The organism is Paenibacillus curdlanolyticus YK9 (genome assembly GCF_000179615.1).
GTDB classification, from domain to species: Bacteria; Bacillota; Bacilli; order Paenibacillales; family Paenibacillaceae; genus Paenibacillus_T; species Paenibacillus_T curdlanolyticus.
This window is the reverse complement of record NZ_AEDD01000003.1, coordinates 387,921-412,570: the sequence shown is the minus strand read 5'-3', so window position 1 is coordinate 412,570 and position 24,650 is coordinate 387,921. Positions and strand designations below refer to the sequence as shown.

25 protein-coding genes are annotated in these 24,650 nt (G+C 50.1%); 24 read left to right on the top strand and 1 reads right to left on the bottom strand.

Going from position 1 to position 24,650, the window contains the following annotated elements; all coding sequences use genetic code 11:
• Positions 1-4 precede the first annotated feature (4 nt).
• From PAECUDRAFT_RS07665 to PAECUDRAFT_RS07550, 24 genes are all read left to right on the top strand, one after another.
• The gene (locus tag PAECUDRAFT_RS07665) at positions 5-1,111 is read left to right on the top strand and encodes a glycosyltransferase family 4 protein (RefSeq protein ID WP_006037546.1); all 1,107 of its coding nucleotides are present in this window, start codon (positions 5-7) and stop codon (positions 1,109-1,111) included.
• A gap of 20 nt (positions 1,112-1,131) precedes the next feature.
• Positions 1,132-2,298, top strand: a complete 1,167-nt coding sequence (locus PAECUDRAFT_RS07660) for a glycosyltransferase family 4 protein (protein ID WP_006037545.1) — start codon at positions 1,132-1,134, stop codon at positions 2,296-2,298.
• Positions 2,299-2,315: 17 nt separating this feature from the next.
• Positions 2,316-3,677 (top strand): O-antigen polysaccharide polymerase Wzy, encoded by a 1,362-nt coding sequence (locus tag PAECUDRAFT_RS07655; RefSeq protein WP_144266472.1) that lies wholly within the window; start codon positions 2,316-2,318, stop codon positions 3,675-3,677.
• Positions 3,674-4,750: a glycosyltransferase gene (locus PAECUDRAFT_RS24490; RefSeq protein ID WP_006037543.1), complete on the top strand. Its 1,077-nt coding sequence runs from the start codon at positions 3,674-3,676 to the stop codon at positions 4,748-4,750. The genes PAECUDRAFT_RS07655 and PAECUDRAFT_RS24490 overlap by 4 nt, the downstream gene beginning before the upstream one ends.
• A gap of 18 nt (positions 4,751-4,768) precedes the next feature.
• Positions 4,769-6,304 (top strand): lipopolysaccharide biosynthesis protein, encoded by a 1,536-nt coding sequence (locus tag PAECUDRAFT_RS07645; RefSeq protein WP_006037542.1) that lies wholly within the window; start codon positions 4,769-4,771, stop codon positions 6,302-6,304.
• Positions 6,301-7,053 carry a sugar phosphate nucleotidyltransferase gene (locus PAECUDRAFT_RS07640; protein WP_006037541.1) on the top strand — a complete coding sequence of 251 codons (753 nt, stop codon included), beginning with the start codon at positions 6,301-6,303 and terminating at the stop codon, positions 7,051-7,053. The genes PAECUDRAFT_RS07645 and PAECUDRAFT_RS07640 overlap by 4 nt, the downstream gene beginning before the upstream one ends.
• Before the next feature lie 18 nt (positions 7,054-7,071).
• Positions 7,072-7,617: a dTDP-4-dehydrorhamnose 3,5-epimerase gene (gene rfbC, locus PAECUDRAFT_RS07635; RefSeq protein ID WP_006037540.1), complete on the top strand. Its 546-nt coding sequence runs from the start codon at positions 7,072-7,074 to the stop codon at positions 7,615-7,617.
• Positions 7,618-7,639: 22 nt separating this feature from the next.
• The gene (gene rfbB / locus PAECUDRAFT_RS07630) at positions 7,640-8,659 is read left to right on the top strand and encodes a dTDP-glucose 4,6-dehydratase (RefSeq protein WP_006037539.1); all 1,020 of its coding nucleotides are present in this window, start codon (positions 7,640-7,642) and stop codon (positions 8,657-8,659) included.
• Positions 8,652-9,551 (top strand): dTDP-4-dehydrorhamnose reductase, encoded by a 900-nt coding sequence (rfbD, locus tag PAECUDRAFT_RS07625; protein ID WP_006037538.1) that lies wholly within the window; start codon positions 8,652-8,654, stop codon positions 9,549-9,551. The genes rfbB and rfbD overlap by 8 nt, the downstream gene beginning before the upstream one ends.
• Complete coding sequence (locus tag PAECUDRAFT_RS07620) at positions 9,517-10,884, top strand: sugar phosphate nucleotidyltransferase (protein WP_006037537.1); 1,368 nt, start codon at positions 9,517-9,519, stop codon at positions 10,882-10,884. Before rfbD ends, PAECUDRAFT_RS07620 begins: the two co-directional genes overlap by 35 nt.
• 208 nt (positions 10,885-11,092) lie before the next feature.
• On the top strand, positions 11,093-12,430 hold the full coding sequence (locus PAECUDRAFT_RS07615) for a UDP-glucose dehydrogenase family protein (RefSeq protein ID WP_006037536.1): 1,338 nt from the start codon (positions 11,093-11,095) through the stop codon (positions 12,428-12,430).
• A 25-nt stretch (positions 12,431-12,455) separates the two neighbouring features.
• Positions 12,456-13,448, top strand: a complete 993-nt coding sequence (locus PAECUDRAFT_RS07610) for a nucleotidyltransferase domain-containing protein (RefSeq protein WP_006037535.1) — start codon at positions 12,456-12,458, stop codon at positions 13,446-13,448.
• Positions 13,449-13,603: 155 nt separating this feature from the next.
• On the top strand, positions 13,604-14,581 hold the full coding sequence (locus PAECUDRAFT_RS07605; RefSeq protein ID WP_006037534.1) for an LCP family glycopolymer transferase: 978 nt from the start codon (positions 13,604-13,606) through the stop codon (positions 14,579-14,581).
• A gap of 119 nt (positions 14,582-14,700) precedes the next feature.
• The gene (locus tag PAECUDRAFT_RS26100) at positions 14,701-14,940 is read left to right on the top strand and encodes a hypothetical protein (RefSeq protein WP_006037533.1); all 240 of its coding nucleotides are present in this window, start codon (positions 14,701-14,703) and stop codon (positions 14,938-14,940) included.
• A 123-nt stretch (positions 14,941-15,063) separates the two neighbouring features.
• Entirely contained in the window at positions 15,064-15,852 is a 789-nt protein-coding gene (locus PAECUDRAFT_RS07595) for a hypothetical protein (RefSeq protein WP_006037532.1), read from the top strand.
• Positions 15,849-16,127: a PqqD family protein gene (locus tag PAECUDRAFT_RS07590; RefSeq protein WP_006037531.1), complete on the top strand. Its 279-nt coding sequence runs from the start codon at positions 15,849-15,851 to the stop codon at positions 16,125-16,127. The genes PAECUDRAFT_RS07595 and PAECUDRAFT_RS07590 overlap by 4 nt, the downstream gene beginning before the upstream one ends.
• Positions 16,120-16,563: a signal peptidase I gene (locus PAECUDRAFT_RS07585; protein ID WP_006037530.1), complete on the top strand. Its 444-nt coding sequence runs from the start codon at positions 16,120-16,122 to the stop codon at positions 16,561-16,563. The genes PAECUDRAFT_RS07590 and PAECUDRAFT_RS07585 overlap by 8 nt, the downstream gene beginning before the upstream one ends.
• On the top strand, positions 16,556-18,835 hold the full coding sequence (locus tag PAECUDRAFT_RS07580; protein WP_006037529.1) for an ABC transporter ATP-binding protein: 2,280 nt from the start codon (positions 16,556-16,558) through the stop codon (positions 18,833-18,835). Before PAECUDRAFT_RS07585 ends, PAECUDRAFT_RS07580 begins: the two co-directional genes overlap by 8 nt.
• A gap of 1 nt (position 18,836) precedes the next feature.
• Complete coding sequence (locus PAECUDRAFT_RS07575; protein WP_006037528.1) at positions 18,837-19,337, top strand: DUF1854 domain-containing protein; 501 nt, start codon at positions 18,837-18,839, stop codon at positions 19,335-19,337.
• A 72-nt stretch (positions 19,338-19,409) separates the two neighbouring features.
• Positions 19,410-19,823 carry a hypothetical protein gene (locus PAECUDRAFT_RS07570; RefSeq protein WP_006037527.1) on the top strand — a complete coding sequence of 138 codons (414 nt, stop codon included), beginning with the start codon at positions 19,410-19,412 and terminating at the stop codon, positions 19,821-19,823.
• 90 nt (positions 19,824-19,913) lie between these two features.
• Positions 19,914-20,399 (top strand): hypothetical protein, encoded by a 486-nt coding sequence (locus PAECUDRAFT_RS07565; protein WP_040711812.1) that lies wholly within the window; start codon positions 19,914-19,916, stop codon positions 20,397-20,399.
• Positions 20,400-20,559: 160 nt separating this feature from the next.
• The gene (locus tag PAECUDRAFT_RS07560) at positions 20,560-20,898 is read left to right on the top strand and encodes a hypothetical protein (protein ID WP_006037525.1); all 339 of its coding nucleotides are present in this window, start codon (positions 20,560-20,562) and stop codon (positions 20,896-20,898) included.
• Positions 20,899-21,022: 124 nt separating this feature from the next.
• Positions 21,023-21,937 (top strand): ABC transporter ATP-binding protein, encoded by a 915-nt coding sequence (locus PAECUDRAFT_RS07555; RefSeq protein WP_006037524.1) that lies wholly within the window; start codon positions 21,023-21,025, stop codon positions 21,935-21,937.
• Positions 21,930-22,715, top strand: a complete 786-nt coding sequence (locus PAECUDRAFT_RS07550) for an ABC transporter permease (RefSeq protein ID WP_006037523.1) — start codon at positions 21,930-21,932, stop codon at positions 22,713-22,715. The genes PAECUDRAFT_RS07555 and PAECUDRAFT_RS07550 overlap by 8 nt, the downstream gene beginning before the upstream one ends.
• A gap of 300 nt (positions 22,716-23,015) precedes the next feature.
• On the opposite strand, the gene PAECUDRAFT_RS07545 is transcribed toward PAECUDRAFT_RS07550, so the two are convergent.
• On the bottom strand, positions 23,016-24,221 hold the full coding sequence (locus PAECUDRAFT_RS07545) for an IS256 family transposase (protein WP_006037522.1): 1,206 nt from the start codon (positions 24,219-24,221) through the stop codon (positions 23,016-23,018).
• Positions 24,222-24,650 lie beyond the last annotated feature (429 nt).

Here is a 24,650-nt window from a genome sequence, read left to right as displayed (position 1 = left end):
TGTTATGTCCAAAGAAACCATCATTATTAATGGCAGATTTCTAGAGCAGCGAATCACAGGCGTTCAGCGGGTTGCTTATGAATTTGTTAAATCGCTCGACGAATTGATCAAGGAAGATTTGTCCTTTACGAAATACAACTTTATTTTGTATTGTCCCAAAGGGAGTTCAGACAAGATCCAATTGAACAACATACCGGTAATGGAAACGGGGCTGTTCAACGGACACTTATGGGAACAGATTAGTCTTCCGCTAATAAGTTTCGGAAAGACCATTATTAACCTCTGTGGACCAGCTCCCATTTTGAAGAAGAAACAAATGGTCACAATTCATGATGCGGCTATTTACGCCAATTCGGACAATTTTTCCGCATCTTTCAAGCTTTGGTATAAAACCATGTTTTTCTTCTTCAAAATTCGATCTTTAAAAATCATTACGGTTTCCAACTTTTCAAAATCGGAGCTTGTGAAGTATTGCAGCTTTGATAAGGAGAAAGTGAAAGCTGTTCATTTGGGCGTTGACCATTTTTCCGTTCCGACCAATGAAGTTAGCGAAGATACGATTCTATCGAAATTCCAGATCGAAAAAGGACAATTTGTTCTTGCGGTCAGCAGCATGGCTCCTAACAAAAATTTTAAATCCGTCGTCCAAGCGATGGAGAAGCTGAAGATGACGGATTATAAATGCGTGATCGTCGGCGGCAATTTCTCGAAAGTGTTCACTAGCAGCTCAGAAGATAATTATCAGAAAAATCAGGAAATTAACTATCTAGGTTATGTAACAGATGAAGAGCTAGGTGTGTTATACAAAAATGCAGCATGCTTCATTTACCCTTCGTTCTACGAAGGATTCGGGCTTCCGCCAATCGAGGCCATGTCTTGCGGATGTCCCGTCATCGTGTCGAACGCGGCGTCTTTGCCAGAGGTTTGCGGCGCAGGGGTCGTTTATTGCAACCCGCATGACTATATGGATATTGCCCAGAAAATCGAAGAGCTGCTGAAGGATCGTGAGCTGCGTACATCGCTCTCCGCAAGTGGTGTTCGACATGCTAACACGTACCGATGGAAATCATTTGCCAGTGGCGTATGCTCGGAGTTGTCTGAGATCAAATAGACGTGAAGCGTGGTGAGTAAATGAGAAGAAAAATACTGTATGTGTGTGAATCGATTGGCGGAGGCGTGCGGAAGCACTTGCTGGATGTTCTCAGCCATATTAATCACGCCAAATACGAAATCGTCGTTGCGCATAGCGTAGACCGTACGGACCCTATCTTTCTGGAAGCGATGGATAGCTTGAAGGAAAAAGGGGTGAAGTTCCATGCGTTATCCGACTTTGTGCGGGAGATATCGCCTTGGAAGGATACCAAAGCGTTATTCAAGCTAATCCGGCTAATTAGAGACTTCAGGCCGGATATCGTGCATTGCCACAGCTCTAAAGCTGGAGGTATCGGGCGCATTGCCTCTTACTTATGCCGGACCAACAAAATCATCTATACGCCGCATGCTTATATGTTTCAAAATTCCGAGCTAAACCAACTTAAAAAGTTGGTTTTTTTGTTTTTCGAAAGAGTGTTGGATAAGTTTTGCAACTATACGATCAATGTTTCGGAAGGGGAGCGGGATACAGCATTGCAGCACAAAGTAACCGCGCCTCGGAAGTCCATATTGATTTATAACGGGATTACGAAGACCAATAGGGAGTTCGCGCCGGATCAAAGCTCCTTTGTCATCGGAACAACAGCGAGGCTTGAGCCGCAGAAAGATCCTTGGACCTTCTTCCATATTGCCAAAGAGATCGTTACGACCTGTGACAATGTGAAATTCGTCTATGTCGGCGATGGCAGCATGAGGAATGAAATAACACAAGCGATCAAGGAGCATCAGCTTGAAGACAAGATTATTTTGACGGGATTTCAAAGAAACCCAATGGAGATCGTTCAAACCTTTGATCTCTATTTGATTACTTCTTTATATGAGGGGATGCCTTATTCGGTTTTGGAAGCTTTAAATTATGGCCTTCCATTAGTCGCAACCGATGTCATTGGCAATAACGAGGTCGTAAAAGATGGCTATAATGGCTATTTGTTTGGAGCGAGAGAGGTCAATGAAGGCGTGCAGAAGATTATCTCGATTATGAACGATCCGCTATTGGCAGCGAAGTTCGCCAGCAATAGCCGGCAGCTATTTGAACAGAAGTTCCAAATTGAGCATATGCTGAGTTCGCTTGAAGTGGTCTACGATGTCGCGAGACCGGAGCAAGTTTTGCTTGAAAGTAACCATACAATATCAAGCTATTCATAGAGGTGCGTATGAGAAACGTGAATAAGACTTATTCACTCTATGCAGGAATGCTTATATCGATAGCATGCTTGTTTGCTTTTCTATCGGGGGAGGCTATGGCCTGGTTTCTTATAGCGATCGGCTTGCTGTCTCCCCTTTCAATTGTGCTGCCAGCACTCAAAAGAAAAGATTCTTTTTTGAGCGTAGACTTTTGGTTTTTCGGATGTTTGTTTTTGTGGTCCGCTATGTATCCAATGGATTATTTGTTGGGCTTAGAGCTGCATAGTCCAGCTCTGTTGCAGACAACTACGATGTATGCTTTGGCAAACTTTACTTGTACGTTTTTTTATTCATTTATGAAAAAAGTCGTTCTCGGATACAAAAAAGAGTCCAATATTCCAATTACGGGCTTAGGCTATACCTTCCGGTTTGAAACGGGGATGCTTCTGGTCGTATTAGGCCTGGTGTTTTTGATTTATCACGTACAGTCTCTTGGCGGACTTGGAGCGATCGGGATTGAGAATCGGATTAACAACTTTCAGAAAGAAAACTCAGGCTCGATCAGTGTTCCATGGCAAATTATTTTAAGCGTAGGCCTGCTGATTACGGCAAGCACCGTAAAGAGGCTGAACTATTATCTCGGCTTTGTCATGATTCTGGCACTGTTCCTCATTTTTGGATTCGGAGCAAGAGGCGACGTGCTATTTGTTTGTTTGCCGGCCTTGCTGCTTGTTATGTCTAAAAAAGGTGTGATTACAACTTCCTTCAAGAAAATAATGATTCTTTTCTTCATTCTGTTATTCATGTCTCCATTGTTCACTAACCTTAGAGGCAGCGTGCTGTATAATCAGCCGCTTAGTGCGTATGAGAAGTATGAGTGGGCGTACAATCGCGGAGAAACAGGAGGGGCTTTCCGGGTTACGATGGATGTTGTAGGCAAAGCGGCAGAAGCGGACTGGCCTAAAAATACATACCTCTTAGAGAGCTTCAGCTTCCTGCCATCCTCGGTGTATGAGTACTTTTTCGGTCAAGCGAAGTTTTCCTCCGATAAATTTTTTGTGGAACACTACTATCCTTGGCAAGCTCAGCATGGCATGAGCTTTGGCTTCTCGCCAGTAGCCGAAGCATGGCAGCTCGGCGGGTATCCTTTGATTGTTCTGGTGTTTGCCATAATTGGCGTTATCATTGCAAAATTGAATCAGTTTAAGCAAGTCATCATTCTACTGCCTTCCCTAATGTGGTTCCAAAGGGTATCGTTCGATGCGTTCGCCAACTCTACCTTCTTTATCGTGTTCTTCTATGTATCCGCATGGCTGTTAAATGAATTGCTCAATAAAAATAGCGCTAGAGCCTATCGATTGAGCGCTAGCACAGTAACAAGATGGGATGGAGGCAAATGAGAGAGAAAATCGACTTTGCAATGATTGGATGGCAGTTGAACTATTCGAGAAACCGCGTGTTGTTAAATCATACGCAATTGAAATTTCGCGCGTTTGAAATCCCGGATATCGGCGTCCTCAAGAGAAATTTGCAAGTCATTCGTCTAATATTCAACGTTCTATTTACGGTCAATACGAACATGATTTTTATACCGGCGTTCAATCAGGTCAATTCGCCGTTCATATTAATTCTGTTCAGGCTTTTCGGCAAAAAAATAGTAACGGATATGCTGATTTCCGATTATGACACGTTAGTTAACGACCGGAAATTGGCTAAAAAAGGGTCTTTACGCGCTATCCGTTTTTATTTGAACGATTGGTTATGCTTGAAGCTGTCCCATGTCGTGATCTGCGATACGGAGCATCATAAAATCTTTTTTAAACAGTTTTTTAGAGTAGCGCCCAAGAAGCTTGTTGTCATTCCTGTTGGAGCGGAAGATATTTTCAAACCACTGTCCAGTACCGTCCAAGGGGATACGTTTAACATTTTGTTTTATGGCGGATTCAGTCCCTTGCACGGCATTGAACATATTATCGAAGCGGCCAATCTGCTTAAGCAGCATCGAGACATCCGGTTTACTTTGATCGGCTCCGGGCAAACGCGCGACGATATGATCAAGCTGGCATTCGCGTACAATCTGGACAATATTGCGTTTGTTTCACACAAAGCCTACGAGACGTTGCCTGATGAAATTGCGGCGGCTGATGTCGGGCTTGGCATTTTCGGCGCTAGTGAGAAGGTTAAGCGAGTGATTCCGAATAAGGTTTATCAGTTAGCTGCTTGCGGGAAGCCGATTATTACCCTCCGAACACCAGCGATCGAATCCATGTTTGAGAATGGGAAGAACATAATGCTGGTTGATGAAGAAGAGAACCTGAGCCAGAAGATAGCGGACCATATCCTTCGTTTGAAGGAAAATCAGCATCTGAGGGAAAGCATGGCCAGAGCCGTCGTCGAGTTAATTGAAAATGGTCATAATCATTATGACATTTCGACCTGCTTTGAAAAGATTTTGGTCGACATCTCGGCCTAATGAATGAAGGTGCGTTACTTGCAAAATAACACGAACTCCGCTTCAGCGATGGCCCAATCACCGTCCGTCGTCCAAAAAGTGGTAGCGAAATTAAAAAAAGACGTGTTTGTATATGGCCCTGCCATTATTATTCCGGCCCTATTAGGGATGGTCAATATTATTGTATTCACAAGAGTATTCGATCCTTCCGACTATGGGCAGTATGCGATCGTATTAAGCACCATCCTGTTTGTTTCTACCCTTATTACGCAGTGGATACAGCAATCCATTCAGAGATACCGCCCCGTATATAAGGAAAGCAATGGGCTGATCGAATTTGATCGCAACCTGCAGTCTTTGCTGGCAATGATGACGTATGGCGCGTTGTTATTTTTATTGCTCGCTCCAATTTCCAAACTGTTGTTTGGATTGAACCTGATCTTATACCTAACCGTCATTTTAATTGTGATTACCCAGATGCTCTTCGTCCTGATGTCGACCATTCTGCAATCCGATTACAGGGCAGGGGAATATCGACGGTTTAATTTGATCAATGCCATTTTGAAATCTGCGCTCTCCTTACTGATTGTATTCTTTGTCCAAAAAAGCACAGACAGCATCTTTCTTGGCATTCTGCTCGCTCAGTTGATTGTGCTCGTGCCGATGATGAGAACGACAGGCTATAAAGCGATTTTCAGCCTCCGATTAACGTTGCAAAGCAAACAATTTATCAAAATGTTTGTTCAGTACGGCTTTCCTATGATCGGCTGGTTTATTGGCAACTCTCTGCTGAATCTTGTGGACCGTTATATGCTTGGTTATTATCATAGCGCTCAAGAGGTAGGCATTTATACGGCGACGTATTCGGTCGTATCCGCTTCTATCGGCCTCTTTTGCACACCGTTATTAATGGCGGCTCATCCCATTATTATGAACACGGCGACGACGTCAGACGATAAGGAAATTCAACGCATCATCTCTGTTTTTTCCAAGGTCTATTTGTTAATTATTTTCCCAATCTTCATTTATCTTACCGTGGTTAGATCCGACGTAACCTCCTTCTTGCTGGGCGATGAGTATCAGGTGGGGTCTTCCATTTTGCCTTATATGATGTTCGGTCTGATTATGTGGAACTTCGGCATGTATGGCCACAAAGGATTTGAAATCAAAAATAAAACGAGAACGATGCTGATGTTCGTTATCTGCTGTGTTGTTGTTAATGTCGGATTGAATGTCCTGCTCATCCCGAAATACGCTTACCATGGGGCCGCCATTGCAAGCACGATTAGCTTGACCGTGTATCCCGTCTGCGTTTACTTGTTTTCTTCGAAAACCATACAGTGGAAAATGAATGTGAGATCGCTGCTCAGCATCTTTTCCTCTAGTATGGTTGCGGCTATAGGTACATACTTTATTCGCTTCTATTTAGGCGCTGTTGATATTGTCAATCTTGTCGTTTGCGGTTTTGCATTTTTAATCATGTATCTTGTTGGGCTGAGCCTATTGAAAGAAATCAACCTGAATAAGCTTGTAAGAGTGAATATGAAAAATAGACTAAGGAGTGTTGAGAAATGAAAGGAATTATACTTGCAGGCGGAACAGGATCGCGTCTTTACCCATTGACGAAGGTGACGAACAAGCACTTGCTTCCGGTTGGGCCGTACCCGATGATTTATCATTCGATCCACAAATTAAAGCAGGCTGGAATTGACGACATCCTCATTGTCACGGGACGTGACCATATGGGCGATGTCGTTAATCTTTTGGGCAGCGGTTATGAGTTCGGCGTGAGCTTCTCCTACAAGGTGCAAGACCAAGCAGGCGGCATCGCGCAAGCGCTTGGCTTGGCACGCAGCTTCGTACACGACGAGCCGATCGCTGTTATTCTCGGAGACAACATTTTCTCCGATGATATTTCCCAATACGTTGAGAATTTCAAGCGTCAAGGCGCTGGCGCTAAAATATTGCTCAAGGAAGTGCATGATCCCGAGCGTTATGGCGTTGCGGAGCTGGATGGCAATCAAATTCGTTCCATCGAAGAGAAGCCGAAGCAGCCGAAGAGCAATTACGCGGTTACCGGTATCTACATGTACGATGCGCAAGTGTTCGATATCGTGAAGACGCTGAAGCCGTCGGGGCGCGGCGAGCTGGAGATTACGGACGTAAACAATGCCTATATCGAGCAAGGCTTGCTCACCTATGACGTGCTCAGCGGCTGGTGGACGGATGCGGGGACGCATGAATCCTGGAATAAAGCGAATGAGCTGCTTCGCAATGAGCAATTCGATTTGAACTTCGGACGCCAGCCTGTGGCTGCGCAATAGAGGAGAAGATAATCGACGATGAAAATCATCCATACGAAATTAGACGGAGTCCTGGTGATCGAGACGAATGTATTCGGCGATCATCGGGGCTTTTTTACAGAGAGCTATAACGAGGAGAAATTCCTCGCCGCGGGCATTGATTACAAGTTCGTGCAGGATAATCACTCCTTGTCCTCGGAAGCCGGTACGGTACGAGGGCTGCACTTCCAGCTCGCGCCGAAGGCGCAAACGAAGCTGGTGCGCGTCGTCGCTGGCGCAATTTATGACGTAGCCGTTGATCTTCGCAAAGATTCGTCGACCTATGGCCAATGGGTCGGCGTCATACTGAGCGAGTCGAATAAACGACAGCTTCTCGTTCCGCAGGGCTTCGCGCATGGCTTTTGCACGCTGACGCCTAACACGCAAGTGCTTTACAAGGTCGATGCTTATTATTCGCAGGAGCATGATCGCGGGCTGCTCTGGAACGATCCAGATATCGGAATCGAGTGGCCGACGGATCGCGTCATATTATCGGACAAAGACAAGGTGCATCCTGGCATTCGCGAGGCAGGCATTTACTTCTAAACCCAAAGGAGCGGGCTTACATATGAATCTACTCGTAACAGGCGGAGCGGGCTTCATCGGAAGCAATTTCGTTCGATACATGCTCGAAGCGCATTCGGATTATAACGTGGTCAATCTGGATAGCTTGACCTATGCAGGAAACTTGGAAAACTTGAAGGATGTTGAGCATAACGAGCGATATCATTTCGTCAAAGGCGATATTGCCGATGCGGCGCTTGTGACACGGCTGCTTGATGAGCATGAGATCGACGTGCTAGTTAACTTCGCGGCTGAATCTCATGTGGACCGGAGCATTACGGACCCGGGCGTTTTCGTGCGCACGAATGTCATCGGAACGCAAGTGCTGCTGGATGCGGCTCGAACCAAGGGCATTAGCAAATATGTGCAAATTTCGACGGATGAGGTGTACGGCTCGCTTGGCGAGACGGGCTACTTCACAGAAGAAACGCCGTTGGCGCCGAACAGCCCTTACTCCGCAAGCAAAGCAGGGGCTGATCTGCTGGTGAAGGCATACCACGAGACGTATGGCATGAACGTGAATATTACGCGCTGCTCCAACAACTATGGGCCGTATCATTTCCCAGAGAAATTGATTCCGCTGATGATTACGAATGCACTGGATGGTTTGCCGCTTCCGGTATACGGCGATGGCCTGAATGTGCGCGATTGGCTGCACGTACAGGATCATGCGAGAGCAATCGATCTGGTTATCCATAAAGGCAAGGCAGGCGAAGTGTACAACATTGGCGGCCATAACGAGCGGACGAATATCGAGATCGTGAAGCTGATTCTAGCGAAATTGGGCAAATCGGAGGATCAGATCAAATATGTAACGGATCGCCTCGGCCATGACCGGCGTTATGCGATTGATCCGACGAAGCTCACGGAGCAGCTGGGCTGGAAGCCGGATTATACGTTTGCTACGGGCATCGCAGAAACGATCGAATGGTATCTGGCGAATGAAAGCTGGTGGCGCAGCATGAAGTCGGGCGATTACATGAACTATTACAGCAAGCAGTATGGGGAGCCGCTGTATGGCTAAGCAACGAATTGTCGTTACAGGCGCCAACGGCCAGTTGGGCGTCGATCTGGTCAAGCATTTAGAGGAGCTGGGGCATGAGGTGCATGGGCTTGGCCGGGCGGAGCTGGATGTGACGTCAGAACGTCAGGTGCAGCACACGCTTCGCGAGCTGAAGCCCGATGTCGTTATTCATTCGGGTGCGTATACGAAGGTTGATCAAGCGGAGGCAGAGCCGGATCAGGCCTATATGGTGAATGGGTATGGCACGGCGAACATCGCATCGGCCGCTCATTCGATTGGCGCCAAGCTGGTTTACGTGAGCACGGATTACGTATTCAACGGCCAAGGCTTTCGCCCGTATGATGAATTCTCGCCGATTGATCCCGTCAATGTATATGGCAAGTCCAAATGGATGGGCGAACGGTTTATTGAAACGCTGCACGCTCGTCATTACATCGTGCGTACATCGTGGGTCTATGGCGCGCATGGCGCGAATTTCGTAAAGACGATGCTGAAGCTCGGCGCGGAGCGAGGGAGCGTGTCGGTCGTGAACGATCAAGTTGGCTGCCCGACGTTTACGAAGGATTTGGCAGCTTGCATCGGCCAATTAATCGAGACAGAGCGTTACGGGACATACCATGTGTCCAATAGCGGCAGCTGCTCGTGGCATGAGTTCGCGGAGGCGATCTTCCGCCATGCAGGGCTTCAAGTCGAGCTGACAGCCGTAACATCCGATCAATTCGTACGACCAGCTAAACGGCCATCTTATTCTGTATTTGATCATATGTCGCTAAGGCTTGGCGGCTTCCCTGCGATGCGGCATTGGGAAGAGGCGCTGAAGCAATTTCTAACAGAGCTGAACGATGGGAGTGAAACGAATGAAGATCGTCCTGCTATCGGGCGGATCGGGTAAACGGCTGTGGCCGCTTTCGAACGATATGCGTTCCAAACAGTTTCTGCCGCTGCTGCAGCATCCGGATGGCGGAACGGAATCGATGGTGCAGCGGGTATGGCGCCAGCTTGGCGCAGCGGGCCTATCCAGCAGCAGCTATGTCGCGACGGGCAGAGCGCAGGTCGAGCTGCTTGAGAGCCAATTGAACAATGAAACATCGATTATTGTGGAGCCGGAGCGGAGAGATACGTTTCCGGCTATTGCGCTGGCGGCCACTTATTTGTACAGCATAGAAGGCGTATCGCTCGATGAGGTTGTCGCGATTATGCCTGTCGATCCCTACGTAAGCGAAGATTTCTTCGAGCATGTGAAGGGGCTGGAGCTCGCGATCAGGGAGACGGGCGCGCAGTTGGCGCTCATGGGCGTCGTTCCCGATTCTCCTTCGGAAAGCTTCGGTTACATCGTTCCTTCAGGAGCGGATCATGCCGCAGTCCAGCGTGTAGAGTGCTTTAAAGAGAAGCCGAGCACCGAAGTCGCGGAAGCGTTGATTACGCAAGGCGCCTTGTGGAACTGCGGCGTATTTGCGTTCCGATTGGATACGATTATCAACCTGCTGATCGAGAAAAATTTGCCTATTCAATACGACGAGATGAGCCGGCAATATCGGAGCCTGCCGAAGAACAGCTTCGATTACGAGGTTGTGGAGAAGCTGGCGCATATCGTCGTGACCCGCTATTCCGGACAATGGCGTGATCTTGGGACATGGAACACGCTGACGGATGAGATGACTAGCGCGGTATATGGCAAAGGCTCCGTTACGGAGGATTGCCATAACACCCATTTGGTCAATGAACTGGAAATTCCGATTACCGTCATCGGTTTATCCAATGTGGTCGTCGCTGCAAGTCCGGACGGCATTCTTGTGTCAGATAAATCGCATAGTCCCCGCATTAAAGAGCTTTCGGGCGATTGGAATCAGCGTCCCATGTTCGAGGAACGGCGCTGGGGACAGTACAAGGTCATCGACTTCATGCAGGTGGATGACGGGCGCAATGTGTTGACGAAGCGTATTGCGATAACGGCAGGGCGGAATTTGAGCTATCAATATCATCTTAAGCGCAGCGAGGTATGGACGATCATCGCGGGCGAAGGCGAGATTATATTGGATGGCAGCTATCGGCGGATTGCAGCTGGCGATGTGGTGCTCGTGCCGGAAGGAATGAAGCACAGCATTCGCGCCATTACCGATTTGGAGCTGATTGAGGTCCAGAGCGGAAGCGACCTGATCGAGGAGGACATCGTCCGGCTCAGCTTGGAATGGTCCGAGATTTTGAGCTTTATCCATTCATCATAAATATGAAATGAAAGTTTAAAAATCGACTCTTCAGCACCGAGAAGGTCACATCAGACCGAAGAACGAGTAGCGGAGTTTAGGCAGACCTAAATGAGCAACGGAGTTCGAGGGCTGGTGTGAGATTCGACGTCGATGTTCTCCTTTGAGTTTACATCGTGATCAAGAGGCGGGTTTTAAACTACCTTTAGAAAATAGGAGTGGTAGAGAGATGAAACTGGCGGTTATCGGCACGGGTTATGTCGGTCTTGTATCTGGCGTTTGCTTTGCGCATCAAGGCAATGAGGTCGTCTGTGTAGATAAAGCGAGCGAGAAGATCGAGATGCTTCGGAGCGGAGGCGTCCCGATCTACGAGCCTGGCTTGAAGGAGCTCATCCAGACGAATACAGCAGCTGGCAGGCTGAGGTTCACGACTGATCTTGCCGATGCCGTCCGCCTGGCAGACATCGTCATTCTTGCAGTCGGAACGCCGTCCCTTCCCAATGGCGAAGCAGATCTCAGTTTTATTAAGCAGGCTGCGCGTGAAATTGGCGAGGCGATTAACGGCTATACCATCATCGTCACGAAAAGCACCGTTCCCGTCGGCACGAATGAGAAGATTGCGGCAATCCTTGCAGAATGCACGGACCAGCCGTTCGACATCGCTTCTGTTCCCGAGTTTTTGCGGGAGGGCTCTGCCATTCATGACACGCTTAACCCGGATCGCATTGTCATCGGAACAGCCAGCGAGCTGGCGCGGGAACAGCTTACTGCCCTGCATGCGCCGCTTACGAGCAACATTCTCGTCACGGACATTCGCAGTGCAGAGATGATTAAGTATGCTTCGAATGCTTTCTTGGCGACGAAGATCTCGTTCATTAACGAGATCGCAAACATTTGCGAGAAGGTGGGCGCAGATGTGACGAAGGTTGCCGAGGGCATGGGATACGATAACCGCATCGGGCGTTCCTTCTTGAAGGCGGGCATTGGATACGGAGGCTCCTGCTTCCCTAAGGATACGCAAGCGCTGATTCAGATTGCAGGCCATGTCGACTATGAATTTAAGCTGCTTAAGTCGGTCGTAGAAGTGAATCAGGATCAGCGTTACAACGTCATTCGCAAGCTGGAAGCGATTTTGGATAATTTGCAGGATATGACGGTTGCCATTTGGGGCCTTGCTTTTAAGCCGGAAACCGATGATGTGCGCGACGCGCCTGCGCTGGAAATTATCCAGACGCTGCTGGAGCGGGGGGCTTCGGTGAAAGCTTATGATCCGATCGCCGCAGCTAACTTCAGCAAATTGCTGACGCATCCGCATCTGGAGTATTGCGAGAGCAAGGAAGAAGCCGCACGCGGCGCCGATGCGCTCTGCCTGTTGACCGAATGGAAGGAGTTCGCGGACATTCCGCTGCCTGAGCTGGAGCGGCTGCTGCGCAAGCCGATTTTGATCGATGGCCGAAACGTGTTCCGCGAGGAGGAGCTTTCCCAAACGTCCTTTATCTATTATTCCGTTGGCAGACCTAGCTTGAGCCAAGGCGTTCGCGAGCAAAATCCCGTTCTATTGTTCTAACAAATGAGTTGCTGTGGAGGAGAAAATGGATACGAGCCCGATTATTGGATTGTTAAACCGTATATATGAAGGTCAGCTTCCGCTGTTCGACGACGCGTCAGAATTAGAAGAAGCGTGGCTGGACGTTGAGCGGTTCCAGTTCTTCTCCCAGTTGTATCATTTGATACGCTCGAAGGAGCTGCAGCAGGAGCTGCCAGAGCCATTCATGAAGGAGCTCAAGCTGCGAGCCGATGCCATATTGTTTCAGAACATGCTCATTCGCGGCGAAATGAACAAGCTGCTTCGCGTGTTCGACAATGCGGGCATCGACGTGATCGTCTTGAAGGGAACGCGTTTGGCGGAGCAGTATTTTGGCCATTTTGCCGCAAGGCCAACGACGGATATTGATCTGCTTGTACGGCCGGATCGGATAGCGGAGGCGCATGCGCTTCTGGAGCGGGAAGGCTTCTGCAAGCAGGATGAGGATGATGACGCGCATTTTCATTTTTTATATAACAAAATGTTCGATAATGTGATGTTTCCCTTCCTGGGGGTCGAGCTGCATTGGAATATTTTGCGCTCCCACATCTCAGATACAGCCGTCGATGACAGCTGGGATCGCGCTTTGCCGCTTAAGGGCTACCAGCATGTGAAGGAAATGGCGCCGCAGGATGTGTTCTATCATTTATGCTTGCATGGCTACAATCACGATATGCTCTCCCTGAAGCAAATCCATGATGTCGTTCATCTCGTGTACAGCTTAGGGGATGAGATTGTATACAGCGAGTTATTTCAACGCGCAAAGCAGCACGGTAATTATGCGAAGGTGCTGATCGTGCTCTCGCTCGTTTATCGTTTGTTTCCTGCGCTGCAAGCCCGAAAACCGCTTGCAAAGATGCGCCATTGGCCGTTTTGGAGCATGCAGCTGTTGCGGGATATGACGCATGGGCAAAAGAAATGGCGTTATTACATGTTCCGAATGATGTCGGTGATGGTCAGCTATGACTCCAATAAGCATCGTTTGGCTTATTTGCGCTAAATGCTGCTGCCGCCTAGAGATTATGCAATGAATCAGCTTAAAGATGGCAAGAGCCCTTCGTTGGCTGTTGTATACTTACGCATTTATCGCAACCGAATGCGGCTATTAATGAAGCCAAGTCCTTCCAAAGAGAAGTCGAGGAGCCGAACTTTATTATGAAAACCTCACGAAAGAAACGGATACTAACGATAATTTCAATCAGCTTAGGCGTGTTGATTATTCTCGCGGCAGGGATAGCTTGGTACGCCTACCACTCCGTGAAAAGCACGGCAGACGATATGTACGAGCCAGTCGTCAAGCCGACGTATGTCAGTACCGATAAAGATGTGCCGAAGAAGCCAGCGGATACGAGCAATAAAGATCCGTTCACCGTCCTCGTGCTCGGCGTGGATGAGCGGAAGAACGATGCGGGACGTTCGGATACGATGATTGTCCTGTCCGTCAATCCGCAGAAGCATGACTTGCTTATGTTCAATATTCCGCGGGACACGCGAACGCAGATCGTAGGGCATGGCACCGTGGACAAAATCAATCATGCCTACGCCTTCGGCGGAGTCAGCATGTCGCTTCAGACGGTAGAGCAGTTTCTTGATTATCCGATCGATTATTACGTGAAGGTGAATATGGAGGGCTTCGCGCGCATCGTCGATGTGCTTGGCGGCGTAGAGGTCAATAATCCATTCAGCTTCGATTATATAGGACATCACTTTGAGCAGGGACCGCTTTCGCTCAATGGGGAGGAAGCGTTAGCCTTTTCCCGCATGCGATATGATGATCCAAGGGGCGATCTCGGTCGCAATGCGCGGCAGCGCAGCATTGTACAGAGCATCATGAAGGATGCACTGAAGTTTACGAACCTGACGAAGGCGAATGATTTGCTGTCCGAGCTTGGCCAGCAAGTGAAAACCAATGTTACGTTCAGTGATATGAAGCGATTCGTCACTGACTATCAGTCCCATATCGAGAAGATCGAGACGATCGAAATAGCCGGAAGCGGCCAACGGATCAATGGCATCTGGTATTTGCTTGTAGCCGATGCGGAGAAGGCGCGCGTTCATCAACTGCTGAAGGATCATCAATTGCAAGTACCCAAGGCATCGGCTGGAGCCGTTGCTGCAAACGATGGCTTCTAGAAGAGGGCCATGGTGCTTAGCAAGCTACCTGCGGGTCATATCAAGCTTAGAGGCTAAGGCAATCTATGCTTGACATGATACATTTTGTATCGTAAATTAAAAGAAAGCGAGGTGGTTCTATGAAGAGCTATGTAGCTCCGAGAATGCTGATGCACCAGTCGGTCGAATTCGGCACGACGAACATCAGCAACAGCTGGTTCTACAAATGGTGCGAATGCTGGGATTTCAAGCCGTTGATTTGCTGGGTGTTCCATAAGCCCGGACATGGCGGCGGTCCTCACGGTCCTTCTGGTCCTTCATTCCCAGGCCCTGGGGGCGGCGGTCCAGGCGGTGGCGGAGGCAACGGTCACGGTCACTAAGCAGCATCAGGCAATGCATCGGCAAAGCGGACTGCATAAGTCCGCTTTTGCTATTTAACAATAAAAGACGAAATATTCACGCAAATAAAACGGTAGGAATCGACAAATAAGCGAGGTTACGAAATGTATCGTTTAACAGTGAAAGTAGCGGATCACACGATAGGCTTTAACCTGCAGACTTCGCATTTGCATGAATGGGTGGAGAAGCGGTTCCGCAGGGTCGAATTAGCGCCAGAGACGAAATGCGATTTGGAAATTACGGTCCACGATTTCTACGGTGCGATGTATGACGATGGCCCGACGGTAATCGAAGAGACCGAGGAAGCGATTATTTACACGAGGAACGATTATAAGCTGTGCGCGAAGCATGATTATAGCGTAGCGGTTTTGCATGTTTTTGATCAGTTGGCATTCAAGCATGGCATTATCAATTGGTACAGCGCATGGCTCGTACATCGCCGCAAGGGGCTGCTCATCCATTCCTCCTGCATCGTAGAGCATGGCAAAGCATGGTTGTTCGCCGGGCATTCCGGAGCCGGGAAGTCGACGGTAGCTGAATTGTCTATCCCAAGACCCGTACTGTCGGATGAAGCGACGCTGCTGCTTTTCGAGGAGGATGGTTCGGTCACCGTGCATGACTCGCCGCTGCGAAGCGATCTGGAGGAGCCCTGCGAGGTGCTTGCGAGTCCGCTCGGCGGCATTCATTTTCTGAATCAGTCGGAGCAGGTGTTTCGTGTGGGCATCAGCAAGGTTGATACGCTCGTGCTGCTGATGGATAAAGTGTTTTATTGGAAGCATAGCCGACTGGAGACGGCGAAGCTGATTGCGTTGTGCAAGCAAGTGGCTGAACGCGTGCCGGCATTTCAATTGCATTTTCAAAAAAATGATACCTTCTGGGGGCAAATCTCATGACGAAGCTTCAGCACCAAACCTTAAAGCGCCAAGAAAACATCGAGACAGCGGAGCTCGACGGAGAATGGGTTCTGCTTAATATCGAGACGCATTCCATTACGAAGCTGAACGAGCTCGGCGGCAGCATCTGGACGTTGCTGGAGAAATATCCGACCATTCCAGAGCTGACCGATCAAATCGTAGCGGAATACGGGGTTGACCGAACGATGGTCGAGCAGGACATCCATTTGTTCGTAACGGAGCTCATTGGGGTAGGACTGTTGCAATATGCATGATATCGCTCCGCTCGTGGCGGGCTGGATCGATCAACGCGGTCGAATTGAGCTTCCGTCCTTCGGAATAAGCATGTATCCCTTAATCCAGCAAGGGAATGTAAGTACGTTCGTGAAAGTCTCTTCAGAAGAGCTTCGTATTGGGGATGTATGCTTGTTCATTACCCAGCAGGAATTGATGGTTGCGCATCGCTTGCGGGCGATTGTGACGAAGGATGGCGAGACGCAGTATATTTTCAAAGGCGATACAAGCTATGCTAACGACGACCCCGTGCCTTACAAACGCATTATCGGCCGTTTCGTCCGGGTGAATCGCAATGGCGTGTGGCTGACTCCGGATCATTGGAAGTTTCGGATTTTCAGCTGGCTTGCCATGCATATGCCCAAGTGGCCCGGCTTGATGAATCGGTATATACGAAGCAGGTGGGGGCATGCGTAGCACAAGAAACGCGCGCATTGGGAAGCGGTCGGAGCAGCAAGCGGGCGACCAGTATTTGGCACAGGTGCTGAAGAGCAGCTGGCTGCGCTTGAAGGCTGATTTGAATGAACGGATGCGGTTTGAAAGCTGCGAGGTTGTGTTCACGCAGGATGGCTTATTCGTGATCGGCCAGCAGCGGGCATTGTATCAAATGATTGCGAAGCCGACGATACGCGGCGTGGCGATTAGGGAAGCGGTCGGAGGCGCCGCGCTGGTGTTTCAGACGCAGGAAGGGGAGCGAGAGGTTGCTCGGTTTACGCTCCCCTATATCGAAGCGTTCCGCCAGGCGCTGCCGGCGATACAGGCATGGATCGAAGCCGAGGCGGAGGGCGAAGGCGAGACGGAGACGCGCCATGGCGCGTCCTCAGCTGGGCACGCTCACGGCCAAGCTCAAGACCATGAGGGCAAGTCCGTTTGCGCTAGCTGCGGCAAACGGGCGCTACCCGGCAGGCGAAAGTGCATGCGCTGCAGCAGCAAGTTCGCGATGATGCGGCGCATTATCGCATACTGCCGGCCCTATCGGAAGCCGATGATGTACAGCGGCGCGCTCGTTTTGATCGCGATCACAATCGAGCTCATTCCGGCGTATCTCATCAAACTCATAATTGATGCAGTGACGTCTCCTGATGAAGGGAGCCGCTCTGCAATCATTTGGTTGACGGTAGGTTTGGCGGTCGCGCATGTGCTCAGCACGGGCATTCAAGTGATCAACAACTACTTGGGCGTTCGCATCGGCGGCAAGCTAATGGGCGATATACGAAGGGATATGTTCGATTCGCTGATGAAGCTGTCGATGCGTTTTTTTGATCGGCGGCAAGTGTCGCAGTTCATTGGACGGATTCAAGGGGATACCGAGGAACTGAAAAACTTCCTGACATCCGGCATGATCCAAATCGCGATGCAACTGGTGCTGGCGACGGGCATCCTCGGGCTGCTGTTCGCGTTGAATTGGCAAATCACGCTGATGATTCTGATCCCGCTTCCTGTCGCAGCCGGCATGTTCTTCTGGCTGTGGCCAAAGCTGAATTCCCTCTGGTACTCGCAATGGCAGGCGGTAACCGCCGTTCAAAACGTGATTGGCGAAGCGCTGCAGGGCATTCGAGTGATCAAGGCTTTCGCGCAGGAGCATGCGGAACGCGATCGCTTCGATCGGGCGAATGAGAACCTCGTGGCGCGGATGGTGTCCATGAACAATCTATGGATGAGCGTTTCGCCCGTATTCTCGCTGGTTATCGCCTTGTTCGGCATCATCGTCTGGTATGCGGGCGGCCGAGCTGTGCTGGATGGGCATATGACGGTCGGAACGCTTACCGCTTATACGACTTATATCATTATGTTTCTCGGGCCTGTGCAGGGCTTCGGTTCTTCGCTCGGCACGATAAACCGCGTGCTCGGATCAGGCGAGCGCGTGTTTGAAATTATGGATGCGCCCATCGACGTGCCGGATCGTCCGGATGCTATAGCGATGGAGGAGGTACAGGGCGAAATTCGGCTGGAAAATGTGCAGTTCGGCTATGAGCAGGATCGCCGAGTGCTGCGCGGCATCGATCTGACCATTCGCGCTGGCGAGATGATCGGCCTCGTCGGACCATCCGGCGCAGGCAAGTCGACGCTGATTAACCTCATCTGCCGGTTTTATGATCCGGAGCAAGGACGCATCATGCTGGATGGCTGCGATTTGCGGAATGTGAGGCAGGACAGCTTGCGCAGCCACATTGGCGTCGTGCTGCAGGAGACGTTCCTCTTCGACGGCTCGATTGCCCAAAATATCGCTTACGGAGCAGCCGACGCCACGCCGGAGCAAATTATGGAGGCTGCCCGCGTCGCCAACGCGCATGCGTTCATTACCCGCCTTCCGGAGGGTTATGATACGCAGGTAGGCGAGCGAGGGCATCGCCTGTCCGGCGGCGAGAAGCAGCGGATTGCGATCGCCCGTGCGGTGCTGCGCAATCCGAGGCTGCTCATCCTCGACGAGGCGACTGCCTCCGTCGACACGGAGACGGAGCGCGAGATTCAAGAAGCGCTGGCACGGCTCGTGCAAGGACGGACAACGATCGCGATTGCGCATCGCTTGTCTACGCTTAGAGGGGCCGATCGACTGGTCGTACTCGAGCAGGGCCATATTGCCGAGGTTGGTCCGCATGATGAGCTGTATGCTCGTCGCGGCACCTATTACCGGTTGGTCGAAGCACAGAAGCAATTAACGCATACGGCGCCATCGGAGGTAGGTTAGAATGAGCAAGCTCGTCTATTTGAATCGTTCGAAGCCAGTTGTTCGCATTTTTCGCTCCCAGGCAGGAAGCATATCCATGGAGATCGATCACGAAGTCTATAGTAAAATCTCGATCGTACGTTGTTTTCCTTATACGATTCCAGACAAGCACATTAGCGTCAAATCGGAAAGCGGGGCCGAGTTGTACACGATAGACTGCTTATCGCAGCTATCGGAAGAGAGCCGCCTCGTCGTTGAGGAAGCGCTGCGAGAACGCTATATGATTCCTCGCATAACGCGGATTGCATCGATCAAGAAACGCGGCGCTTACTGGTCGTGGTCAGTGGACACGGATTATGGAGCGACAAGGCTTATGATGATGAACCTGCATGAGACGATTCGCCAGATAACGCCAGCGCGCTGGATCGTGACAGATCAAGATGGCAGGCGCTTCGAGTTTAGCAAGAATGAGTCGTTGGACGCGCATAGCTTGAAGCAGTGGGGCTCTATTAAATTTCAATGAGCGGAAGAAGAGGGTAGCCATCGGCTGCCCTCTTCTTCCGCTTATTCGCCATGCGGCAGAAGGAGAGAGAAGATGGAATTTAACGAATTGCCGGGCAGCGGTCAGGTGTGGCTGCATATGAGACAGCCTTCTTCAACATTCTTATCGATCGTTACGGGAAGATCAGGTGCGGCTGTTAGCCGACGGACGCCGGTATTGCTGACCCAGCTTTCCGTGACAGGCGTTCGATTTATGACCTATTTGCGCTTTCCGGTGGATAGCAGCTATAAAGTGAATCTTCACATTGCTTTTCGAGAGTGGGAGTTTGGGCTGCTTGGCCGAATTACGATGCGGCAGCGAGAGGATAATATGTTTATGTATGCTTGCGCTATCGACCCCGATCCGGCTATTCAACAGGCGCTCGCAGGCGCCATGCTGGACCTTGTTCGATCGGCTGATCCGGATGATCGGGAGCTGCAATCGATATTTTGGCGAATAAGCGGATAAATCACTCATAGGATAGACTATGAGGGCATGTCTAGTGGCTGGCTGCAGCCATGTTTAGGAAAGCTGGCCCTTTGGAACGGGGGAGAGCGGATGTGGCGAAGACGGAGAAGGCAGCCTTGGCTTCGTTTGATCGGGTCGGTGGCTGTCGTTGTATTCGTCGGCTGGCTGACGGTTGGGGGGCTGCGGCTCGTTGCGCCGTCAGGCGGAGGGAAGGAAGCGACGGAGGTCGTGGAGCAGTTTTATGAACGGGAGCAGAGCGGCGATTTCGGCAGCTCATGGGAGCTGTTTCATCCGGTGATGCAGGAGCATTTTACGAAGGACAAATATATCCAGCAGCGCGCCCACATTCTCATGCAGGATTTTCAGGCCAAAACCTTCGAATTTTCCGTAGGAAGCCCGAAGCTGGTTGATGGCTTCCGCCCTACACAAGCTTCAGATCCGCTGCATGACGTTTATAAAGTAACGGTAACGCAAACGTTTCATAGTTTATATGGCCCATTCCAGCTTGTACAGGATTGTTATGCGGCAGAAGTCGACGGCAAGTGGACGCTGCTATGGCAGTGGGAAGCTAAGTAATCGAAGCAAAGGTGATAGAACGACAATAGTCGGGTAAATCTCTTGACAGAAATCGATATTTGTCATAAATTTAACATAAAGGATAGGTAATGTAGCATTTATGCGATTTATGATACATATAGTATATAACAGTTTATCTTAAAAGGAGAGATGCACGGCTATGTTATCAAATGATGATCGTTTCTATTGTGTCTGCTGCGGGCAGCTTTTGGAGAAAAAAGAAGCAGACGTACTGTTCCGTACAGGGTATTTTCGAGTCGTGCATCAATTAGGCTGCTGCTTAGCCTGCGAGCTCAAGCAGAGCCACGCCGCCGACCTTCCCGATCATCAGCCGCTGCGGTCGAGAAGGCTTGAGCAAGGCAGCCTGCCATTCTCTTCAACCGCTTCGCTTGCTGATCGGAGCCACCCGGCTGCATCGGTAATTGAGCCGCTTGGAACTACGCGGTGGGATCATCTCACGAGAGCAGATTCGGCAGCTTCAGTGCCCGTCTTTCATTAAAGGTTCGTCGGCCGCTTGCAGGAAGCGCGCCGGCGGACCTTAAGTTTTATTAAACGGATTTCTTACCCGGTGCATGTTCGTGTATAATATAAAAATTGGAAGACAAAGTGAGGGAGGCAGCCCAATGAGTGCACCGGTTGTCCAATTGTCGAACGTTACGAAACGAATCGGCAATCGGACTATTATTGATCAATTATCGCTTGACCTGCAGCCTGGCGAAGTTTATGGCTTTCTAGGCCCGAACGGTTCCGGCAAGACGACGACCATTCGCATGATGGTAGGCTTGATGAAGCTGTCAGGCGGGGAAGTTTTGATTAAAGGCCATAGTATACAAAGCGACTACGAGAAGGCAATTCGGCAGGTTGGGGCAATCGTCGAAAACCCTGAAATGTATAAGTTTTTGTCCGGCTACAAAAATTTGCTTCACTTCGCACGCATGGTGCCAGGCATTACGCGCCAGCGCATCGACGAGGTTGTAAAGCTGGTCGGGCTCCAAGCGCGGATTCATGACAAGGTGAAAACCTACTCGCTCGGGATGCGCCAGCGCCTTGGCGTTGCGCAGGCTATTATGCACAAGCCGTCGCTGCTCATTCTCGATGAACCGACGAACGGCTTGGACCCTGTCGGCATTCGCGAGCTGCGCGATTATTTGCGCAAGCTTGCCAAGGAAGAGGGCATTACCGTGTTTGTCTCCAGCCACTTGTTGAGCGAGATGGAGCTGATGTGCGATCGCGTTGCAATTATCCAGAACGGCAAGCTGATCGATCAGCGAGTGATTTCGCAGGACGGTCCGGCAGCTGACGCACTATTGACGTATCGCTTCGAGGTCGATCGCCCGGAGGATGCGGCTACGCTGCTGTCCAACCACAGGACGAAGGTGGAGAACGGGAGTGTTGAGCTGGAAGTAGATCGGGAATCGGCAGCGTCTATTAATTCGCAGCTTGTTGCCTCCGGCATTAAGGTATACGGCTTCCGCGTATTGAGCAAATCGCTGGAAGAACAGTTCCTTGAGATCACGGGAGGTGAGACGGTTGGGTAATTTTATGGATTTGGTCCGCAACGAGAACATGAAGATCTATTCGCGTATGCGTACGTGGATCATGCTTGCGATTCTTCTTGTGCTTATGCTGTTGTTCTCGATTATCCTCTCTAACGTAGATCAAGAGATGCTATCGATGTGGGATGCATTGTTCAGCGCATCCGTGCTTGGTTTTATGATCGTGACTATTTTCACCGTCGTCGTGTCTGCTGACAGCGTGGCTGGAGAATTTTCCACGGGTACGATCAAGCTGCTCATGATTCGACCATGGTCGCGTTCGAAAATTTTGTTGTCCAAGTACGTATCGCTCGTTCAATTCGCTTTGTTCTTCATGATTGTACTGTTCGTCTGGCTGTACATATTGGACGGGATCTTCTTCGGCTTCAGCGCGGGCTCTACGAGTGAGGCGCTCACTGGAGCAGTCTCGGGGTCTGTCTGGGGCTATGCATTCAAGTTCTACGGGCTGGAATTTCTCGGACTGCTCTTCACGGTCACCATCTCATTCCTGCTATCGACGGTATTCCGCAGCGGCGGGCTTGCGATTGGTTTGTCCATCTTCATGATGTTTGCCAGCGGCGTCATGTCTGGCATCCTGTCGATCGTTGACCAAGGCTGGGTCGATTATTTATGGTTCATGCAGACGGACCTGCTCCAATACCTGAATACCAATGAGCATGAGCATACGTTAGGCTTCTCGCTCGGCGTATTGGGTATCTACTACATCGTGTTTATTGTCATTACATGGGTTCTGTTCAACAAGCGCGATATCGCGACTTAGAGATTTGAGTTTTGAGGATGACGCAGGGCGGCCCCGAGCATGCAGATTTGCATGCTCGGGGCCGTTTTGTGCGTGAGGGTGGGCGCGAGAGCGAATAGGGCATGAGAATGTGCCCTATCGGGCGCTGCCGCGCCTGCAAGAGCGAATAGGGCATAAGAATGTGCCCTATCGAGCGCTGCCGCGCCTGCGAGAGCGAATAGGGCATGAGAATGTGCCCTATTGAGCGCTGCCGCGCCTGCAAGAGCGAATAGGGCATGAGAATGTGCCCTATTGAGCGCTGCCGCGCCTGCAAGGGTAGCGTCAAGAAGTTTGTGTAAGCTCTAGGTTGGGGTGATTCGCGGCGTATCGTTCCAGATACATTTGTTCAAGCTTCGCCTTCGTATCAACGTCGACAAATCCCCGTATCGCTCTACCGCACCATTTTTCGTTGTAGTCGAGTGCTTGCAAATAAATAATCTTTTCAGCAGCTTCAATATTGGTCAAGCTATTCATTGGCTTAAGCCGTTTTCGAAGCTCTTTGTTCATCCGTTCGATCGGGTTAGAGGTGTAGATGGCCGGCCACGTGAGTACAGGAAACTTGTAAAAAGCTAGTAAGGTGGGGAGCTGTGCTTCCCACGACTTTACTTCTTTCGGGTATTGTTTGCTCCACTTGGCCTTGAAACCATCAAATACAGCTAAAGCGACATCCCCATCCACCGCAGTATAAACGAGCTTTAGATCGTCGAGAAACGCGGTCTTGTCGGATACGCGGATTTTAGAAAACGTGCTACGGACTTTGTGGACGATGCAGTGTTGCACATCGGCCTTTGGATAGATTTCTCTAAAGGCTTCTTCTAGTCCTGGAAGGCCATCGAAGACGCCAAGCAACACGTCTGTTGCTCCGCGATTTTTCAGGTCTTTGAGGACCTCTCTCCAGCCATTTGCGCTCTCATGCCCGCCTACGTAGAAGCCAAGGATTTGGCGGATGCCTTTTTCGTCAATCCCCATAGCCAAATAAACAGCCTCACTGCTAACGGTGTTACGCTTTAGCTTCACATACAAACCATCTAGGTAGATCACCGAGTAACGCTTCTCGAGCGGACGTTGTTGCCACTGTTCAATGTCTTCCATAACGGTTTGCGTAATGTTGCTGATCGTCGTTGGCGAGTACTGGGAACCAAACATACTCTCGATGAATTTTGCGACTTCTCGCGTGCTCATGCCGCCTTTGTACATGTGGATGATGGCCTCTTCTAACCATCCCTCGCGGCGCTGATACGGCTGGAACAGACGGGTTTTGAAGTAACCTTTCCGATCTCTGGGCACTTGCAAGTCATTAATGGTCCCGTAGCGTGTTTGGTAAGTGCGCGTGTAGTTCCCGTTAAGGCTGGTACGAGGGCCTTGATGCTCCGTGCTAATGTAATGTTTAATTTCTTCACGAAGCAGCAGCTCGAGCTTCTCCTGCACCAGTTTAGTTACAGCATTTTCAAGTAGATTGTTGAAAGAATTTTCGGGTATATTAGTCATCGAGTAGGGCTCCTTCTTGGTGCGTGTGGTAACCCCGAGAATACCCTACTTTTTTGCTGCCTGTTAAGGCTCCAAATGTTGGTACACAAACAACTTTACATCATCCCTGCAAGAGCGAATAGGGCATGAGAATGTGCTCTATCGAGGGCTGCCGCGCCAGCGAGAGCGAATAGGGCATAAGAATGTGCCCTATTGAGCGCTGCCGCGCCTGCAAGAGCGAATAGGGCATGAGAGTGTGCCCTATTGAGCGCTGCAGCGCCTGCGAGAGCGAATAGGGCATAAGAATGTGCCCTATTGAGCGCTACCGCGCCTGCGAGAGCGAACAGGGAACATAAATCTTCCCTATGGGGAGCTGCCGCGCCTGCACTTTTTTTGTTATTTACAAATTCCAGCCAATCCATTACCATATATTAGTGACGACTTCTTTGT

What these genes read in the sequence shown, in the direction of transcription:
- PAECUDRAFT_RS07665 (WP_006037546.1), top strand. Translation starts at nt 5, where the DNA reads ATGTCCAAAGAAACCATCATTATTAATGGCAGATTTCTAGAGCAGCGA.
- PAECUDRAFT_RS07660 (WP_006037545.1), top strand. Translation starts at nt 1,132, where the DNA reads ATGAGAAGAAAAATACTGTATGTGTGTGAATCGATTGGCGGAGGCGTG.
- PAECUDRAFT_RS24490 (WP_006037543.1), top strand. Translation starts at nt 3,674, where the DNA reads ATGAGAGAGAAAATCGACTTTGCAATGATTGGATGGCAGTTGAACTAT.
- PAECUDRAFT_RS07640 (WP_006037541.1), top strand. Translation starts at nt 6,301, where the DNA reads ATGAAAGGAATTATACTTGCAGGCGGAACAGGATCGCGTCTTTACCCA.
- rfbC (WP_006037540.1), top strand. Translation starts at nt 7,072, where the DNA reads ATGAAAATCATCCATACGAAATTAGACGGAGTCCTGGTGATCGAGACG.
- rfbB (WP_006037539.1), top strand. Translation starts at nt 7,640, where the DNA reads ATGAATCTACTCGTAACAGGCGGAGCGGGCTTCATCGGAAGCAATTTC.
- rfbD (WP_006037538.1), top strand. Translation starts at nt 8,652, where the DNA reads ATGGCTAAGCAACGAATTGTCGTTACAGGCGCCAACGGCCAGTTGGGC.
- PAECUDRAFT_RS07620 (WP_006037537.1), top strand. Translation starts at nt 9,517, where the DNA reads ATGAAGATCGTCCTGCTATCGGGCGGATCGGGTAAACGGCTGTGGCCG.
- PAECUDRAFT_RS07615 (WP_006037536.1), top strand. Translation starts at nt 11,093, where the DNA reads ATGAAACTGGCGGTTATCGGCACGGGTTATGTCGGTCTTGTATCTGGC.
- PAECUDRAFT_RS07610 (WP_006037535.1), top strand. Translation starts at nt 12,456, where the DNA reads ATGGATACGAGCCCGATTATTGGATTGTTAAACCGTATATATGAAGGT.
- PAECUDRAFT_RS07605 (WP_006037534.1), top strand. Translation starts at nt 13,604, where the DNA reads ATGAAAACCTCACGAAAGAAACGGATACTAACGATAATTTCAATCAGC.
- PAECUDRAFT_RS26100 (WP_006037533.1), top strand. Translation starts at nt 14,701, where the DNA reads ATGAAGAGCTATGTAGCTCCGAGAATGCTGATGCACCAGTCGGTCGAA.
- PAECUDRAFT_RS07595 (WP_006037532.1), top strand. Translation starts at nt 15,064, where the DNA reads ATGTATCGTTTAACAGTGAAAGTAGCGGATCACACGATAGGCTTTAAC.
- PAECUDRAFT_RS07590 (WP_006037531.1), top strand. Translation starts at nt 15,849, where the DNA reads ATGACGAAGCTTCAGCACCAAACCTTAAAGCGCCAAGAAAACATCGAG.
- PAECUDRAFT_RS07585 (WP_006037530.1), top strand. Translation starts at nt 16,120, where the DNA reads ATGCATGATATCGCTCCGCTCGTGGCGGGCTGGATCGATCAACGCGGT.
- PAECUDRAFT_RS07580 (WP_006037529.1), top strand. Translation starts at nt 16,556, where the DNA reads ATGCGTAGCACAAGAAACGCGCGCATTGGGAAGCGGTCGGAGCAGCAA.
- PAECUDRAFT_RS07575 (WP_006037528.1), top strand. Translation starts at nt 18,837, where the DNA reads ATGAGCAAGCTCGTCTATTTGAATCGTTCGAAGCCAGTTGTTCGCATT.
- PAECUDRAFT_RS07570 (WP_006037527.1), top strand. Translation starts at nt 19,410, where the DNA reads ATGGAATTTAACGAATTGCCGGGCAGCGGTCAGGTGTGGCTGCATATG.
- PAECUDRAFT_RS07565 (WP_040711812.1), top strand. Translation starts at nt 19,914, where the DNA reads ATGTGGCGAAGACGGAGAAGGCAGCCTTGGCTTCGTTTGATCGGGTCG.
- PAECUDRAFT_RS07560 (WP_006037525.1), top strand. Translation starts at nt 20,560, where the DNA reads ATGTTATCAAATGATGATCGTTTCTATTGTGTCTGCTGCGGGCAGCTT.
- PAECUDRAFT_RS07555 (WP_006037524.1), top strand. Translation starts at nt 21,023, where the DNA reads ATGAGTGCACCGGTTGTCCAATTGTCGAACGTTACGAAACGAATCGGC.
- PAECUDRAFT_RS07545 (WP_006037522.1), bottom strand. Translation starts at nt 24,221, where the DNA reads ATGACTAATATACCCGAAAATTCTTTCAACAATCTACTTGAAAATGCT.